The following is a 16914-nucleotide window of genomic DNA, read 5'->3' as shown; positions in this document are numbered from 1 at the left end:
CCTTTAATACCGAATGCGCGGATCAAGCATCGCATAAGCAAGGTCGATCAGCAGATTCATAAGAAAGATGGCCAGCGCCGATACCATGATTGCCGCCAAAACCACGGGAAAGTCACGCAGCAGGATGGAGTCAATCATCAGTTTGCCGATGCCGGGAAAGCCGAAGATCGTTTCCACCACGACCGCGCCATTTAGAATGGCGGCGGCCTGATCGCCGATCACGGTGATGACCGGCAGCATCGCATTGCGCAGGGCGTGGACAAAGATGATCGGGCGCGTCCGCACGCCCTTGGCCCGCGCGGTCTTGATATAGGCTGATGACAGCACGGTGATCATCGACCCGCGCACCACCTGGAGGATCAGACCGAAGGGCCGGATGAACAGCACTGCCACCGGCAAGACCCAGTGCCAGACCGTTCCGGTCCCCGATGTCGGCAGAACGTGCCAATGCACCGCAAACAGCACGATCCCCACAATCGCGATCCAGAAATCGGGCGCGGATGCCCCGACCAGCGAAAAGAAGGTCGCGATCCGGTCAAAGACACCCCCTACATTGAACGCCGCCAGCGATCCGACGATGATCGCCGCCACCGTGACCAGCGACATGGTGATGACGGCCAGTTGCAGCGTCCAGCCAAAGGCTTGCAGGACAACCTCCATCGCGGGGCGGGCCTGCCGGATCGATTCACCAAAATTGCCCTGTGCCAGATCACTGACATAGCGGCCAAACTGGACGATCAGCGGATCATTGAAGCCATGCATTTCGCGAAACTGCTCTCGCGCCTCGACCGAGGCATCCAGCGGCAGATATAGGTCCGTCGGATCGCCCGTCAGGCGCGACAGAAAGAAGACAAGGATCACAAGCCCGACCAAGGATATCCCGCTGGCCAGTGCTCGTTTCCCGATGAATTTGCCCATGGGCGCAGCCCCCTCCGCGTGGATGTCGGCGGTCAGCGGCCCTTTTGACGACTGACACAGGGCCGAATCGAGGCCCTTTGAATTGATATATTAGTGCATCTAAGATTTTTGTGAACCGGATTTTTTACACATCCGGCACGGGGCGTTTGTTTTATGTAAGCGACGACGCCATAAGAAAACTTTATCAGGCAGATCACCCGCATCAGATCACGGCCGGTTCTCGCTCATCGAATGCATGGCAAGAAATCCTGCGCAGCGGTCAGATGCCGCCGTAATCAACCGTCATGCGCTGACCGGTTTGTCCTGCCGCAAGAATGGCATTTGCAACTGCCAGCGATCGGATGCCATCTTCGCCATCCGCCGCCGGGCGTCCCCGCCCCGCAACCGCTTCGCGGAACATGCCCACGCCATGCGCATAGAGATTGCGCGGATCAAATTCGACCACCTCGACCCCATCCTTGGTGCGCAATTCAACCTGGCCCGTTGGGCGTTGCGTCATCACATTCCGCGCAATGATCGACCCATCAGAGCCGTGGATCTCTAGCCCCGATCCGGCATGGGGATGGGTAAAGCTGACATGGCAAAAGACCTGCACACCAGACGGCATTCGCCAGATCGACATCGCATTATCCTCGACCCCTTTGCCCAAACCGGTGGCGGCGGTCATGGCGACGACATCGACCGGGCTTTCATCCAGATGGAACCGCACAGTGTCCGCGTCGTGGACCGCGATATCCGCGACAACGCCACCACCCGCCATCGGATTGTCGATCCGCCAGCCCTGCAACTGCGGGCGTAGATAGATGGCGTGAAACACCCGCAGGCTTTGCACCTGCCCGATGCGGCCCGCCCGGACCAGATCACGGATCACCTGATGGCTGCCCGCGTTGCGCAGATGGTGATTGGTGGCAAAGACCAGCCCGGCCTCTCGCGCCGCATGCACCATTGCCACGGCATCCGCGACATTCATCGCCAGCGGCTTTTCGCACAGCACATGCTTGCCCGCCCGGATCGCGGCCATCGCCTGCGGAAAGTGCTTCTCATTCGTGGTCGAGATATAGACCGCGTCCAGCGCCGGATCGGCCAGCATCCGATCCAGATCGGCATAGGCGTCCGCGATACCATGTTCCGTTGCATAGGCGCGACCCCGTTCGGCATTGCTGCTGAGGACGGAAACCACCTGATCGCTGCCAAAGCTGCGGAATGCGCCGATCATGCTGGACGCGGCGATATTGCTGGCGCCGATCAATCCCCATTTCACTGCGCATTCCCTCGTGCGACATCCCGCGCCAACGCATCCGACAGACGCGATATGGCGGGCGTCAGCGGATACAACACCGCCTGGATCGAATGATAGATGTCAGGCTTGCCCGTGAATTGCTGGCCAACCCGGTCAGCGTCGGGATACCAGCCGCCGACGCGCTGATCCATGAAATGCGCCTCGGCACATGTCAGATAACGCGCATAATCGGATGCACGATCATCGCCCAGTTTCAGCAGGGTCGCGGCGGTGGCAATCGCCTCGGCCACGGGCCACCAATAGCGGTTTTCACGCAAGGGTTGACCGGTCTCATCGACGGTATAGATGATGCCGCCGCCATCAGCCTGCCGCCAGCCATCGCGATCCGCTTGAACGTAAAGATTGCGCGCCCAATCCAGCAGGGAAACATCGCGCCGGCCATCCAGATCCCAGGCGTGCAAGCACAGTCGCGCCCATTCAAAGGAATGCCCCGGCGTGGTCCCGGCAGGCCGGAACATCGGATCGCCTTCATAGGCCGGATCAGTGTCCCATTCGGCATCGAAATGTTCGGGCAGACGCCAATCATGTGCCGCGCCCTGCTGACCGACAAAAAAGCGGATGATACCAAGTGCGCGATCCAGAAACTGCCGATCCTGGGTCGCCTCATGGGCGGCCAGAAACGCCTCGACGCCGTGCATATTGGCGTTCATCCCGCGATAGTCCGAGATTTCCGACCAGTCGCGGGCAAATTCCTCTTTCAGCCGGGCATTGGCCGCATCCCAATAGCGGCGCTCGATCACGTCGCGAATATCGTCCAGAAGAAGATCAGCATCGGGATGACCGATCAGCTTGGCGCTGGAGGCTGCCAGCAGCACAAAGACGTGGCCATAGGCCAGCTTATTGCCTTGAGCAACCCGGCCTTCCTCGTCAAAGGACCAGACATAGCCGCCATGATCGTTGTCACGGTGCTGCTGCCACAGCGTTTTCATGCCGTGATCGACGATCTTGCCATCCGTCACCAGCCCCGCAGCATGACCAAGGGCAAAGGAATGGACCATACGCGCCGTGGCATGCAATTCACGCGGCTGGCCCGGGATCGGCTGACCCGCATCGTCCAGATAGTCGAACCCACCCGAGGGATTCAGCGAAGGGGCGAAAAATGCGAACTGCCGACGGGCGTCGTCAAGCAGCCAATCGCGATTTGCGGCCGTATTCCATTGAAAACGATCCTCTGACATCTCTGCCTCCCATGCTTGATGGAGAAGTTATTCAGGCTGCATGTGTAGCGGTCAAGCAATGTCCGGCATATCCGCGGGCCTTTGCCGATCGCGCCTCAGCCATGCGAAACCAGCTGTGCGCCGATCCAGCGCCCGTCCTTGACCAGATCAACCAGCGTTTCCTGTGTCAGCGTCAGCACGGCCTTGGCCGCATTTGACAATGGCCGCTGCGTCGGTTGGGCCAGATAGGCGATCCGCTGCATTGATGGGCCGCTGATTGGCCAGGTCTTCAGGCTGCCCGACGACACTTCGGCCCAGATCGCATTCAACGGCAGAATCGAGCAACCGAAACCATCGCGAACCAAGGTTTTGATATTGCCATAGGAATCCACATCGATGGCGGTATTCAGGGAAACCTCATGCGCTTGTGCCGTGCGCTCCAACAGATCGCGCAAGCCGTGGCCAAGGCCGGGAAGGATCAGGGGAAGCTGTGCCAATTGCGCGAACGGAATGGCACCATGCGCGGGTGCCGCTATCGGTTTCGTCGCTGAGGCCACGAAGTGCAGATCCTCTTGCAGGACCGCCCGGGTTGAAATGTCGCCATCTGCTGCCTTGCCATAAAGGACGGCCAAATCAATCCGATCATCGCGCAGCCAGTCATGAATGAAACCGCTCATCGCCTCTGCGATGCGCAGCTTGATCCGGGGGAAACGCGCATGAACCGCGGTGATTAATGGCACGGCCATAATCTGGCCAATCGTGCCGGGCAGGCCAAGCCTGACCTCACCCTCAGGATCGGCCTGCTGCCCGCGAATTTCCTCGCCCGCCACGGCAATCTGGTCAAGGATCGCGCGGGCGTGACGTAACAGGATAGCGCCCGCATCTGTCGGCACGACACCGCGCGCACTGCGAAACAGCAACTCTGCGCCAAGCGAGTCTTCCATATTGCGGACATGCAGCGACAAGGCGGGCTGGGCCACATGCAGCACCTTGGCCGCGCGAGAGAATGAACCCTGTTCGACAATCGCCACGAAATAGCGAAGCTGCCTGATATCCATCATCTGCGCTGCACCCGTTGATATTTATAGCGTTCGATCGCTCCATATCGGAAAATTATGGCCGGCCTGTCAAAGCCATATTGGACATTCCCCGTCTTGACGGGGCATGCTGCACGGATCTGTGGCCGCCCAAGGCCACAGCCAAGACCCCGGGGGACAGCGATGATCAAAGGACATGAGCGTCTGAACGCCATGGCCGGGCTGCTGCTTGCAGTGGTCATGCTGGGCATGATCATCTTTGAATACAGCGGCAGCCATGCCATCGCCGCCATCGCGGGCGGCGTTGCGGTTCTGGTCGTGCTGGCCTTTTGCTTCAGCGTGTCGCTCAAGGAACTCATCTTTGTGATCATCGGTGGCGTGCTGATCATCTGGGCGATGCTGACGCATGCCGACTGGCCCTTAGGTCTGTTGAAGGCGACCGAAACGGCCACCTTCGTCATCGCCTTGTATAGTGCGCTGTCCGCATTGCGCAGCGCGGCCATCGGATCCCCCGCGATCATCGAGTGCGGGCGTTTTCTGGCCCGACAACCACCCGGCCGGCGCTATCTGGCATTGACGCTGGGCGGTCATCTGTTCGGCCTGATCCTGATGTATGGATCCATCGCCCTGCTTGGATCGCTGGCCGTCGAAAGCACTGCCAACGAAACCAACCCCGAAATCAAACGCCACCGCCTGCGGCGCATGCTGGTCGCGATCCAGCGCGGATTTGCGGCCACGTTGTGCTGGTCGCCGCTGACCTTTTCGATGGTCATAACGCTGGCACTGGTGCCCGGTGCAAGCTGGGGCGGTGTTGTTCTGCCCTGTCTGGTCACGACGTTTCTGATGATCGGCGTCGGCTGGGCGACGGACACGATCTTCAAGCCGAAACTGTCCGGTCCACGGCCTTCGCGTATCCCTGAAACGGGCAGTTGGTTCAGATACCTGCGCCCGCTGATCCTGCTGCTGGCCGTGGTGGTGTCCGGCACGCTGATTTTGCGTGTTGCCACGGGGGTCGAGGTGATCGGTGCGGTCATGACGCTTGTCCCGGCGATCGCATTGATCTGGACCTATGTTCAAAGCAACCCCACACTTGGCCCCCGCAGTCAGCAAACCGTCCGAAGGGCGGCTGAGTTTCTGACCGAGGAATTGCCGAAATACCGGGGGCAGATCGTTTTGCTGTTCATGGCTGGCTTCATCGGCAGCCTGGGCGCTTTCGTGCTGGTGCCCGCTGTGCAAGGCACTGGCCTTGATCTGACGGTCCTGCCCCCGCAACTGATCGTCGTCGCGATGGTCTGGCTGGTGCCATTTACGGGTCAGATCGGGATGAACCCCATTCTGGCCGTATCGCTGCTGGTGCCGCTGCTTCCCTCGCCCGAGGTGCTTGGCATTTCGCCCGCCGCGATGGTGATGGCCATTACCGGCGGCTGGGCACTCAGCGGAACGACATCACCCTTTACCGCTTCGGTTCTTCTGGTGGCGTCGTTTGGCAAAATACCGGCGCGCGATGTGGGGATGAAATGGAACCTTGCCTATGTCTTGGTCATGGGCGTGCTGATGTCGCTTTGGGCACTGTTGCTGACCATTATTCTATGAGGGTATGATGATCGACCATCTTGACCATCTGGTGCTGACAACCACCGATGAAGATGCCTGCGTCGCCTTTTACGTCGGGCAGTTGGGCATGGCGCTGGACCGTTTTGGCGACGGGCGCAAGGCGCTGCGGTTTGGCCGGCAAAAGATCAACATCCACGTCAAGGGCCGTGAGTTCGAACCGAAAGCACACCTGCCCGTGCCGGGCGCACTGGATTTGTGCTTTATCGCGGATCGGCCATTGGATCAGGTCATCGCCGCCCTGACAGACGCGGGCATCACCATCACCGAAGGTCCGGTGGAACGCAGCGGCGCGACGGGGCCGATCCGGTCCATCTACCTGCGCGACCCCGACCTGAACCTGATCGAGATTTCGGAATATCTGCCTCGATCATAACGTAAAACTATAGTCGATAGCATTATCATATATTTGATCTATCCCCCTTCGTGCGACAGACTGGGCGCGACGAATAAGAGGGGCACAGGATGAAGCTGCATCAATCCGCAGAATATCAGGATATCCGCGATGCGGTGCGTGCGCTTTGCGCCGAATTTCCCGACGAATATCACCGCAAGATTGATGAAGCACGCGCCTATCCCGAAGCATTCGTCGATGCCCTGACCAAGGCTGGCTGGATGGCCGCCCTGATCCCGGAAGAATATGGCGGGTCCGGCCTTGGGCTGACCGAAGCCAGTGTCATCATGGAAGAAATCAACCGCGCCGGTGGCAATTCCGGAGCCTGCCACGGTCAGATGTATAATATGAACACCCTGATCCGTCACGGGTCCGAGGAGCAGCGCCAGAAATACCTGCCCCGGATCGCCAGCGGTGAATTGCGGTTGCAAAGTATGGGCGTGACCGAACCCACGACCGGCACTGACACGACCAGGATCAAGACCACAGCAGTCAGGCAAGGCGATAAATACGTCATCAACGGCCAAAAGGTCTGGATCAGCCGGGTGCAACATTCCGACCTGATGATCCTGCTGGCCCGCACCACGCCGCTGTCGGACGTTGCAAAAAAGACCGAGGGGCTGTCCATTTTCCTGGTCGATGTGAAAGGGGCCATGGCATCGGGAATGCAGGTTCGCCCGATCCTGAACATGGTCAATCACGAAACCAACGAACTTTTCTTCGACAATCTTGAAATTCCCGCGGAAAATCTGATCGGCGAAGAGGGTCAGGGTTTCAGATACATTCTGACCGGGCTGAATGCCGAACGCACGCTGATCGCGGCGGAATGTATCGGGGACGGTTATTGGTTCATCGACCGGGTGACGAAATACACCAATGAACGCGTCGTGTTCGGGCGTCCCATTGGACAAAATCAGGGCGTGCAATTCCCCATTGCCGAAGCCTTTATCGAGGTCGAAGCGGCCAATCTGATGCGTCACGAGGCCTGTCGTCTTTATGACGCGCATCAGCCATGTGGCGCGCAGGCCAATATGGCGAAATATCTGGCGGCCAAGGCCAGCTGGGAGGCCGCGAATACCTGCCTGCAATTCCACGGCGGGTTCGGTTTTGCCTGCGAATACGATATCGAACGCAAATTCCGCGAAACCCGACTGTATCAGGTTGCCCCGATATCGACCAATCTGATCCTGTCCTATGTGGCCGAACATGTCCTTGGTCTGCCGAGGTCGTTTTGATGACCCCGCTGGAAGGTCTGACCGTCATTGCCATCGAACAGGCCGTTGCAGCCCCCTTTGCCACCAGCCGTCTGGCCGACGCCGGTGCGCGCGTCATCAAGATCGAGCGGCCCGAGGGTGACTTTGCCCGCGGCTATGACGATGTGGCGAATGGCCAATCCAGCTATTTCGTCTGGCTGAACCGGGGCAAGGAAAGCGTCACGCTGGACCTTGCCACCGACGAAGGCAAAGCCGCATTGGCCGATCTGATGGCCGGCGCAGATGTGCTGGTCCAAAACCTGAAGCGTGGCGCACTGGCACGTCTGGGCTTTGATTTTGACCGGCTGATGCGCGACTACCCGCGCCTGATCACCTGTTCAATCTCGGGCTATGGCGAGGATGGGCCGATGGCTGATCGCAAAGCCTACGATCTGTTGATTCAGGCGGAATCAGGCCTGTGTTCGATCACCGGCGGCCCGGATGAACCGGCGCGTGTGGGCATTTCCATCGTCGACATCGCCACCGGCGCCACCGCCCATGCCGCGATTCTGGAAGCGCTGATTCAGCGCGGCATGACCGGCAAGGGCACAAATATCTTCATCTCGATGTTTGATGTGATGGCAGATTGGCTGACGGTGCCGCTGCTGAACCACGAGGGCGGGAAAAGCCCGAAACGGTTGGGTATGCGGCACCCTTCCATTGCGCCCTACGGCGTCTTTGACACCAAGGACGGGCAACAGATCCTGATCTCGGTCCAAAGTGATCGTGAATGGCGCAAGCTGGCCCGGATATTTCTGGCGCGGTCCGAACTGGGCGAAGACCCGATATTCGCCACCAATGTGGCACGCGTCGCGAACCGGGCGCAGACGGACGCGGTGCTGGCCGATGCCTTTGCGTCGCTCAATGCCGATGATGCCATCGCGACACTGTCCCGCGCAGATATCGCATTTGCCAATGTCAATGATATGGCGGGCCTGGCACAGCATCCGCATTTGCGTCGCATCACGGTGGAAACGCCGCATGGTCCTGTCACCTATCCGGCCCCTGCCCCACGTTTTCAGGATCAGCCGCGCGTTTATGGCCCCGTCCCGGCATTGTCAGCACGCGCAAGAGAAACGACATGATCGACATTGACCATCTGCGTGGCTGGATCGGGCGCACCGAAACCAAATCGGAACTGCTGACCCCGGCCATCGTGGACCGGTTCAAGGCGACCTTCGATCAGGCTGATCAGGCGCAGAATGGTGACCTCGCGCCCGTGATGATCCATCTGTGCCTTGCACCGGCTGCCGCACCGACATCGGGCCTTGGGCCGGACGGGCATCCGGCGCGGGGCGGCTTTTTGCCCCCAGTGCCGCTGCCCCGTCGCATGTGGGCTGGTGGTGCATTCACCTTTCATGACGATATTCGCGTTGGCGAAACCGTCACCCGTCGGTCAACGATTCAGGATGTCGTGGTCAAGGAAGGTCGCACGGGAACGCTGTGCTTTGTCACAGTCGAACATCAGATCACCAGCGATGACCGAAACGTCCTGACCGAGCGGCAGGATATCGTCTATCGGGGTGAAGATGCCGCCGGTCCAAAAACGGCACCAGCGCCCGCCCCGCACGGTCAGCACCGCATCCAGATCACGCCATCGGCCGCGCTGTTGTTTCGCTATTCCGCGCTGACCTTTAACGGCCACCGCATTCATTATGACGCCCCCTATGTCCGCGATCACGAGGGCTATCCCGGCCTGATCGTTCATGGCCCGATGCAGGCAACCCTGCTGGTGCAATTCGCGGAAAAGCTGCATGGGATGCGGCCAAGCCAGTTCGATTTCCGCAGCCTGTCGCCCCTGTTCGACAACGCAGATTTCACACTGAATGCGGTCGAAGCAGACGACGGGTTGACGCTGTGGACCGCTTACGTCGACGGACCAATCGCGATGGAAGCCAAGGCCGTCTGGTTGTAGGATCGCCTTAATACATCACGGTATAAAGCGTGATCTTGGCAGGCGCACCCGCCTTTACCTCGGCGCTTCCTCTGGCCAGAAGCCAGCCATCCTCACGCAGAAGCTGGGCGACGATCTGTTGTGACGATTGACCTGCCGGATCCACTGGCAGCGAAAATTCCACCGCCTTCATGCCGCCATCGCTGGCAAGCTGGGCTTTCGATGCCTGACCGCGCGCCGTGTCACCTGTGGCCGGCCCTGTGGCGGGATCGTCAAGATAAACTTCGATCTTGCCTTCGGGGATTGCCGTGCCGCCCTCGAACTCGACAACGCCTCGAATATCGGCGGCTTGCGCGGCAACGGTTCCCGTCGTGGCGACCAATGCGGCTGTGCCGGCAGCAAGCAGGATAGCACGGCGATCTGTCAAGCGGCTCATCATTTCCGTCCTTCTTTTATTGCGCTGCTGCTGGCACGGACGGCCAGCGTGGCAATAGCAGGGGGCCGGAAAGCCCCCTGCAAGATCATCTTAGATGATAAAGATGTCATTGGCCGACAAATTCAGGCTGCTGCCCAAACGTGCGAACACAATTGCGTCACCATCGCCCGTGCCATCGGCGTCATAGGACAAAGTGCCGTCGTCGGTATCATAGACGATGCGGTCTTTTGCATCGCGGGCGACACCGGCCTTGTTTTTGGTGAATGCATCAAAGGCCAGAACCCCAAGATCGCCGATCTCTTCGAACACGTCCTGCGCCAGCAGGATCAGGTCGTCGGCAACATTGAAGTCCTGAATACGGTCGATATTGCGGCCACCAAGTTCGGTCGAGAAGCGGAACGAATCTTCTCCGGCACCGCCGATCAGCGTATCGGCACCAAGCCCGCCATCCAACAGATCGCTGCCCTTGCCACCATTTAGCCTGTCGGCAGCGGCGACACCCGGTTCAACCGGCTCTGGCGGGAAATCGACCGAGACGTTCAACTTGTAGGTCGATCCTACCGGCACGGCTTCTGACCAGCCATCGCCCGGAACATCAGGCGACCACGCCCCCTCGACGATGTAATAGGTGCCGGTTTCTTCGACCACAAAGACGGTGCTTGAATCGCGGTTCGTTGCCGAGCCGGGATCGCCGCCGCCATCATCGTTCTCGGCAACGATATTGCCGTCGCTGTCCAGCAACCGCACCCAGCTGTCATGCACATCAGGATCGGCAATTCCATCAATATCGATGGAAATCGTCGTGCCTGCCGCCAGATCGACCTTGTAGAAGCCGCCCTGACCATTGCCCGTCGCGTTGACCGTGGTATGCAGAACCGTCGTTGAATCGAAGATATCGGGATCCTCGGTCAGCGAGAAGTTGTTCGAGATATCGAACGCCGTTTCAACAGAGTTGTTGGTCGCATCCGCGCCCAGTGTGGCATAGCCGCTGCCCAGACCGGGACGTGGCACAGGATCACCCGCAGGTGCATAATCGCCCAGCAATGTGTCGTCACCGGCGGCGCCAAGCAGCGTGTCCCTGCCCCCCTGACCGATCAGCACATTCGCGGCATTATCCCCCTTCAGGCGGTCGGCAAAACCGGACCCCGCAAGGTTTTCGATCGAGATATAGGTATCGCCAGCATTCGTGCCGCGCGACATATCAAGCCGAACCCCGCTGGTTGCGGTCGAATAATCGGCCGTGTCCCTGCCAGCGCCACCGCGCAGCGTATCGGCACCTTCGCCACCGGTCAGGGTATCGGCACCCGATCCGCCCGAAAGCTCGTTGGCCTGATCGTTGCCGATCAACTGGTCGTCATAGAATGAACCGACGACGTTTTCGACATTGGCAATGATGTCATGCCGCACAACCGTGCCGCGTCCGACGATCTGCACCGGACCATCGGCATCGCCACCGCGTGCCGTGCCATTTGCCAGATCGACCATGACGGCATCCGAACTGCCGGAGTAATCCACCATGTCGATGCCGGCGCCGCCGTCCAGATAGTCCTGACCAGCACCACCGATGAGCGTATCGTTGCCGCCTTCGCCATACAGGATGTCGCCGTCATTGCCGCCATCCAGAATGTCGTCCCCGCCACGACCGTTGAAATAGTCACCGCCGCCTTGACCAATGAAGTGGTTTGCCGCCGCAGTGCCGACAAAGCGGTCGATCCGGTCGTCCGAGCCGATCAGATTCTCGATGCTGTAAAACGTATCGCCCGACGCCGTGCCGCCGCTGGCAATGTTTTTTTCCAGATTGACCAACAACTGGAAGGGGCTTTCCTGACTGAAATCAACCGTGTCGACACCTGCGCCACCCCGGAAGACGTCGACGCCATCCTGACCACGCAGCACGTCATCGCCCGCGCCGCCATCCAGCGTATCGTCACCGGCGCCGCCGTTGATCGTGTCGTCACCGGCACCGCCATACAGCGCATCATTGCCATCATCACTTTCGGTCTGATCTTCCAGATCGGCAATCGCGATGGTGTTGTTGATGTCGCGGCTTGCCAGCGAATCACGGCCACCGATGATCAGATCGTCACCACCCAGACCGAAGATGGTATTTCCGCCTGCACCGCCGTCCAGCGTCTCGTCCGCAGCGGTGCCGACAAGGATGCTGCCAAGCGCGCCACCGGCACTGGGGGTCGTATCTTCACCGTCATTGTCGCCGGGCTGGACCACCGATCCGTCCGCATAGATGATATTTTCGACATTCTCGACATCGCCAAGGTCCAGACCGCTGGTCAGAACGATGATGGTGTCATTGCCGCCATCCGCTTCCTCGCGCACGATATCATCTGCGGAATCGACGAAATAGGTATCGTCGCCGCCATTGCCGGCCATGCTGTCATTGCCCGCGCGGCCGTCCAGAACGTTGTTGCCATCATTGCCGATCAGCACGTCGTCATAGCGGCTGCCGATACCGTTTTCGACATAATATTCGGTCTGATCCGCATTATGCCCCGCAAAGATCGACACGTTATTGTTGTGCCCGTTCACGCTGGAAAACTGACCGGCGCGCAGGTCAAGGATGGTGCCCGCAGTCGAACCTGAAAAGTCGACCGTATCCGTGCCGCCGGTATCGTGAATCACGAAACCGATATCGTGCTGCATCCCGGATGAGGTCAGCTCGAATCCATAGACGTTGCTGTTGAAGCCGTAGGTGTTGTCACCCGTATTCAGGTTGATCGTCTGATAGGTGCGGACACCGTTTTCATCGACGGTCGAGAAGAAGCGGCGGATCACCGCCTCGATATCTGCCATCAACGGGGTCGAGGCCGACCAGCGTGTATCTTCGCCCACATCAATGCCGTCGAAATACGACATGACGCTGTATTGCTGGCGGTCATAGATCCAGGTGGCGTTGTTCAGATAGTTGATCTGCACGCCACCGGGACCGCTGTAATTGTAAAGGCCGGGGTGGTTCAGGCCGAATTCATGGCCGAATTCGTGGATGAAACTGTCAAAAACATAGCCACCAATATCGGTCTTGTTGGGCTCTGTATCGTGGAAGCGTTGGCCGATACTGACATATCGGTTGCTGGAAAAGGCGCTGCCGTCGCTGGCTTCGCCGATTTCGGGGCTGACGACTTCCATCCAGTCGGTTTCGCGGTTGAATGGCGCGTCATCAACGATTTCAAATTGCAGCGGCGTGACTGTCGCCCAGATGTTCAGCGCGCCAATGGCTGCGGCCTTGTAATCGGGGTGGTCGTTCAACTCGGTCACGTTGATGCGCAGCGGCTCTTGCGCGATTTCTGGCGTCAGGCTGCGGTTCAGCGCGCCAAGATAATCAAGGAAGGCTTCATAGTCTTCGCTTTTGCCATAGGGGTTATCCGGTGTCTGATCATTGACCCACCATTCTTCGGTCGTCTGGTTCGGGGACGGCATGTTCTGGAACTCCCTGTTTAGCAACCATAGGCGGCCAAGATTGCACAATTTTTCGGTCGGTGATCACGCACCGACTGCACTTTCTCTGGTTTGGAAAATTGCCACCTAGGTTGATAATGGTGCGATGATTTTTATGTGTCCATGGGTTTGATAGTCATAATTTTTCAATTTTAATCTAACAAAATCATACCACTATAAAGTATTCAAAATTCATAAGCGAAAACTGGCCGATAAGTGCGATCAAATAAACCGCTCTGTTTTCCTGCCTGCATATCCATGTCTGACGCTAACAGTCCGTCGCACGATCAAGCCCGCCATCCCGATTCTCAATTCAACCAAAAGCTGCATTCCCATCGGGAAAAGCACTGCGGCAGCCCAATGCACGCGACCGGGCTCTAGGACCGCACGATCTCATCAATCGCCCGCGCAATTCGGCCGATCCCTTCCACAATCCGATCCGCCGGGATCGAGGAATAGGCCAGCCGATAGAACCCGCCCCCCTTCGCACGATCCGAAAAAAAGGGCGGGCCCGGTTCGATCAGCACCTGCCGGTCACGCAGCACCTGCCCCAAACGCGCACTGTCCACGCCATAAGGTGTTGCAAGCCAGAAGCAGGATCCCCCGGCCTGCCCGCCTTCGGTCCGGCACAATCCATGGCTGTCAATGGCGGCTGACATGATCGTCCGCCTGTCGGCATAGGCCCCTCGCATCCGGTTCAACTGTGCGTCGTAATGGCCCAGCGACATGAAATTCGCCAAGGTCCGCTGCAACACACCCGGCGGATGCCGCAGGACCAGACCGCGCAAAGCCCGCGCCTCTTGAACGACACGTGCGTCGGCGACGACATAGCCCAGCCGCAGCCCCGGAAACACCGATTTCGAGAATGAGCCGATATAGATGACCGCCCCCGCACGATCCATCGCCTTTAACGCGGGCGAGGCAGAACCCGAGAACGACATCTCGAATTCATAATCATCCTCGATCACGGCAAAGCCCCGTTCCTGCGCAATTCGCAGCAGCTGCCGACGGCGCTGGACCGGCATGGTCGAATTGGTCGGGCATTGATGGCTGGCGGTGGTAAAGACCGCTTTCAGTCCCGCGGGCAGATGCTGTGGCGGCAAGCCATAGGGATCGACCGAAACCGGGCGCACGGTGGCACGCGTATGCGACAGAATTTCGCGCAGGCCCGGATAGCAGGGGTCTTCGATGGCGCATTCACCACCCTGCCCCAACAGGATTTCCGCGATCAGCCAAAGCGCATTCTGTGCACCAAGGGTCAGCAGGATTTCGTCCGGGCGGGCGCGGATACCTCGGCGCGGCAGGATATGGCGGGCGATGTAATCAATCAGTTCGGGATCATCCTCGCCATACAGATCGCCGGTCATGGGCGCGAACTCTCGGCGTCCAAGGGCGCGCACGGCGCAATCCCGCCACGCCGCCAGATCGACAAGCTGCGGATCGGCCTGACCATAGACGAAGGGGAAATCATAGCGCCGCCAATCGGCCACCCTGTCACTGCGCTGCGCCCGAGCATAGCGGCCGTCAAGATGTTCGCCCCAACTGAACGCCGCGGCCTTTGGCGCGGGATCGCCCACATCCAGCGCAAGGTCGATGGAATCCGAGATGAAATACCCCGCCCGATCCTTCGCGCACACATAATCCGTCGCCACCAGTTCGGCGAAGGCCTGCGTGACCGTGACCCTTGCCACGCCCAGTTGCTGCGCCAGACTGCGCGTCGAGGGCAGCTTTTCTCCTGGCCGGAAACGCCCCTCCAGCACGCCGCCGATGATCTGCCGACGCAGTTGCAGTTGCAGTGGCAACGGTGAGCTGCGGTCAAGAAGGAAGGATTCGGGGGGGATGGGCATGGCGGGCTTTCGGCTGATGCCCTTGATCAAGACAAAATGGGCGCGACGAATTCAAGCCCGTCGCGCCAGTTGATCAGGCGGCAATGTCAAAACCACCCGACAGGGATCAGGCAAAAACCTTGCTCAGCGCATTGTCGATGGCTGTGGTCAGCGCGTCGATATCGTCCGGCCCCGCGATCAGCGCGGGCGACAGGCACAGCGTGTTGTTGAAGCCGGGAATGGACCGGTTGGTCGCACCGATGATGACGCCCTGCGCCAGACAGTCGGCCACGACGGCCTGCACGCGTTTTTCGTCCATAGGCTCTTTGGTGGCACGATCCTGCACCAGTTCGGCGCCGCAGAACAGGCCCTTGCCGCGCACGTCGCCAATAACGGCATGCTTGTCCATCAGCGTGGTCAGGTTGTCCATCAGCCGGTTGCCCATGGCGATGGTGTTTTCCAGCAGGCCCTCATCCTCGATGATCCGCATGTTTTCCAGCGCCGCAACCGGTCCCGCCGTGCAGCCGCCAAAGGTCGAGATGTCGCGGAAATAGCTCAGCGTGTCGTCGGGGCTGTCCTTGAACATGTCGAACACGCGTTCCGTCGTGACCGTGCAGGAAATCGCCGCATAGCCCGAAGCGACCCCCTTGGCCATGGTCACGAAATCCGGCTCGATCCCGTATTGCTGATAGCCGAACCACGTGCCGGTGCGGCCCAGCCCGCAGACCACTTCGTCGATATGCAGCAGAATGTCGTATCTGCGGCAGATTTCCTGAACACGCTGCCAATAGCCTTCGGGGGGCGTGATCACGCCGCCACCAGCCGTCACCGGCTCAAGCACGATGGCGCCAACGGTGTCGGGGCCTTCGCGCAGGATCACCTCTTCGATCGCGTCGGCCGCGCGTTCACCGTAGTTTTCGACATCCCACTGTTTGTGATATTCCAGACAGTGCGGCACCCGCACGAAACCATCGGGATAGGGGCCGTATTGCATCGCCCGCTGATCCTGCCCACTGGTGGCCAGCGTGCCCAGCGTTGTGCCGTGGTAATCACGGTCGCGATACAGGATCTTCCACTTCTTGCCGCCATATTTGTGGTGCGAAATCTGACGCACCATCTTGTAGGCCTTCTCGTTCGCCTCGGACCCCGAGTTTGAATAGTAGACGCGGCTTAGCCCCGGCATCTTTTCGATCAGACGCTGGGCGAACAGCGCCCCCGGCACCGTGCCCGCCGCACCGGCATAATAGTTCAGCTTGATCAACTGATCACGCACTGCATTGGCAATGCTTTCGCGGCCATAACCCACATTGACCGTCCAGACGCCGCCCGACACGCCGTCCAGGAATTCTTTGCCCGTGGCGTCCCACAGGCGCATCCCCTTGCCTTCCACAAAAACGCGCGGATCGATGCTTTCATAGGCCTTGTGCTGGCTCAGGTGGTGCCAGACATGGGCGCGGTCAGCCTCGATCACCTGGGAGAGGTCGTTGGTTTGCAGATCCAGAGTCATGATGATGGGTCCATCGGATATGAGTTTTCCCTAGGTTGCGCCGGTTGGTTTCGATTGTATAGGGCCAAACGCGACCGACCCATGAGTCCAGACCGTACAACCCGTGACAGGTCAAAGATACAGGCCAAAGA

General features: G+C 59.5%; 13 protein-coding genes. 5 read left to right on the top strand and 8 right to left on the bottom strand.

What is annotated here, in order from left to right:
- Positions 1–3: 3 nt before the first annotated feature.
- The 4 genes from H4P12_RS13240 to H4P12_RS13225 all read right to left on the bottom strand — a co-directional run bounded on the left by H4P12_RS13240 (position 4) and on the right by H4P12_RS13225 (position 4436).
- Positions 4–918 (bottom strand): ABC transporter permease, encoded by a 915-nt coding sequence (locus tag H4P12_RS13240; protein WP_187794148.1) that lies wholly within the window; start codon positions 916–918, stop codon positions 4–6.
- A 259-nt stretch (positions 919–1177) separates the two neighbouring features.
- The gene (locus H4P12_RS13235; protein WP_187794147.1) at positions 1178–2179 is read right to left on the bottom strand and encodes a Gfo/Idh/MocA family oxidoreductase; all 1002 of its coding nucleotides are present in this window, start codon (positions 2177–2179) and stop codon (positions 1178–1180) included.
- The gene (locus tag H4P12_RS13230) at positions 2176–3396 is read right to left on the bottom strand and encodes an AGE family epimerase/isomerase (RefSeq protein ID WP_187794146.1); all 1221 of its coding nucleotides are present in this window, start codon (positions 3394–3396) and stop codon (positions 2176–2178) included. Before H4P12_RS13230 ends, H4P12_RS13235 begins: the two co-directional genes overlap by 4 nt.
- Positions 3397–3491: 95 nt before the next feature.
- Entirely contained in the window at positions 3492–4436 is a 945-nt protein-coding gene (locus H4P12_RS13225) for a LysR family transcriptional regulator (RefSeq protein ID WP_187794145.1), read from the bottom strand.
- Positions 4437–4595: 159 nt separating this feature from the next.
- Between H4P12_RS13225 and H4P12_RS13220 the strand changes: the two genes are divergently transcribed.
- The 5 genes from H4P12_RS13220 to H4P12_RS13200 all read left to right on the top strand — a co-directional run bounded on the left by H4P12_RS13220 (position 4596) and on the right by H4P12_RS13200 (position 9585).
- Positions 4596–6005, top strand: coding sequence for a hypothetical protein (locus H4P12_RS13220; RefSeq protein WP_187794144.1), 1410 nt, complete (start codon positions 4596–4598; stop codon positions 6003–6005).
- A gap of 7 nt (positions 6006–6012) precedes the next feature.
- Entirely contained in the window at positions 6013–6399 is a 387-nt protein-coding gene (locus tag H4P12_RS13215; protein ID WP_187794143.1) for a VOC family protein, read from the top strand.
- An 89-nt stretch (positions 6400–6488) separates the two neighbouring features.
- The gene (locus H4P12_RS13210) at positions 6489–7652 is read left to right on the top strand and encodes an acyl-CoA dehydrogenase family protein (RefSeq protein ID WP_187794142.1); all 1164 of its coding nucleotides are present in this window, start codon (positions 6489–6491) and stop codon (positions 7650–7652) included.
- Entirely contained in the window at positions 7652–8755 is a 1104-nt protein-coding gene (locus H4P12_RS13205) for a CaiB/BaiF CoA transferase family protein (RefSeq protein ID WP_187794141.1), read from the top strand. Before H4P12_RS13210 ends, H4P12_RS13205 begins: the two co-directional genes overlap by 1 nt.
- Positions 8752–9585 (top strand): HTD2 family dehydratase, encoded by an 834-nt coding sequence (locus H4P12_RS13200; RefSeq protein WP_187794140.1) that lies wholly within the window; start codon positions 8752–8754, stop codon positions 9583–9585. The genes H4P12_RS13205 and H4P12_RS13200 overlap by 4 nt, the downstream gene beginning before the upstream one ends.
- 7 nt (positions 9586–9592) lie before the next feature.
- Here the strand turns inward: H4P12_RS13200 and H4P12_RS13195 are convergent, their stop codons facing one another.
- The 4 genes from H4P12_RS13195 to tpa all read right to left on the bottom strand — a co-directional run bounded on the left by H4P12_RS13195 (position 9593) and on the right by tpa (position 16783).
- Positions 9593–10000, bottom strand: a complete 408-nt coding sequence (locus H4P12_RS13195; RefSeq protein ID WP_187794139.1) for a hypothetical protein — start codon at positions 9998–10000, stop codon at positions 9593–9595.
- 90 nt (positions 10001–10090) lie between these two features.
- Positions 10091–13432, bottom strand: a complete 3342-nt coding sequence (locus H4P12_RS13190; protein WP_187794138.1) for a M10 family metallopeptidase C-terminal domain-containing protein — start codon at positions 13430–13432, stop codon at positions 10091–10093.
- Between the two features lie 395 nt (positions 13433–13827).
- Positions 13828–15297 (bottom strand): MocR-like pyridoxine biosynthesis transcription factor PdxR, encoded by a 1470-nt coding sequence (gene pdxR / locus H4P12_RS13185; RefSeq protein ID WP_187794136.1) that lies wholly within the window; start codon positions 15295–15297, stop codon positions 13828–13830.
- Positions 15298–15403: 106 nt separating this feature from the next.
- The gene (gene tpa / locus H4P12_RS13180; protein WP_187794134.1) at positions 15404–16783 is read right to left on the bottom strand and encodes a hypotaurine--pyruvate aminotransferase Tpa; all 1380 of its coding nucleotides are present in this window, start codon (positions 16781–16783) and stop codon (positions 15404–15406) included.
- Positions 16784–16914 lie beyond the last annotated feature (131 nt).

Origin of the sequence: Paracoccus amoyensis, from assembly GCF_014490725.1 — a bacterium.
Taxonomy (GTDB): domain Bacteria; phylum Pseudomonadota; class Alphaproteobacteria; order Rhodobacterales; family Rhodobacteraceae; genus Paracoccus; species Paracoccus amoyensis.
This window is presented reverse-complemented; position numbering and strand designations above follow the sequence as displayed.

What these genes read in the sequence shown, in the direction of transcription:
- H4P12_RS13200 (WP_187794140.1), top strand. Translation starts at nt 8,752, where the DNA reads ATGATCGACATTGACCATCTGCGTGGCTGGATCGGGCGCACCGAAACC.
- pdxR (WP_187794136.1), bottom strand. Translation starts at nt 15,297, where the DNA reads ATGCCCATCCCCCCCGAATCCTTCCTTCTTGACCGCAGCTCACCGTTG.
- H4P12_RS13240 (WP_187794148.1), bottom strand. Translation starts at nt 918, where the DNA reads ATGGGCAAATTCATCGGGAAACGAGCACTGGCCAGCGGGATATCCTTG.
- H4P12_RS13195 (WP_187794139.1), bottom strand. Translation starts at nt 10,000, where the DNA reads ATGAGCCGCTTGACAGATCGCCGTGCTATCCTGCTTGCTGCCGGCACA.
- H4P12_RS13225 (WP_187794145.1), bottom strand. Translation starts at nt 4,436, where the DNA reads ATGATGGATATCAGGCAGCTTCGCTATTTCGTGGCGATTGTCGAACAG.
- H4P12_RS13215 (WP_187794143.1), top strand. Translation starts at nt 6,013, where the DNA reads ATGATCGACCATCTTGACCATCTGGTGCTGACAACCACCGATGAAGAT.
- H4P12_RS13205 (WP_187794141.1), top strand. Translation starts at nt 7,652, where the DNA reads ATGACCCCGCTGGAAGGTCTGACCGTCATTGCCATCGAACAGGCCGTT.
- H4P12_RS13220 (WP_187794144.1), top strand. Translation starts at nt 4,596, where the DNA reads ATGATCAAAGGACATGAGCGTCTGAACGCCATGGCCGGGCTGCTGCTT.
- H4P12_RS13210 (WP_187794142.1), top strand. Translation starts at nt 6,489, where the DNA reads ATGAAGCTGCATCAATCCGCAGAATATCAGGATATCCGCGATGCGGTG.
- H4P12_RS13190 (WP_187794138.1), bottom strand. Translation starts at nt 13,432, where the DNA reads ATGCCGTCCCCGAACCAGACGACCGAAGAATGGTGGGTCAATGATCAG.
- tpa (WP_187794134.1), bottom strand. Translation starts at nt 16,783, where the DNA reads ATGACTCTGGATCTGCAAACCAACGACCTCTCCCAGGTGATCGAGGCT.
- H4P12_RS13230 (WP_187794146.1), bottom strand. Translation starts at nt 3,396, where the DNA reads ATGTCAGAGGATCGTTTTCAATGGAATACGGCCGCAAATCGCGATTGG.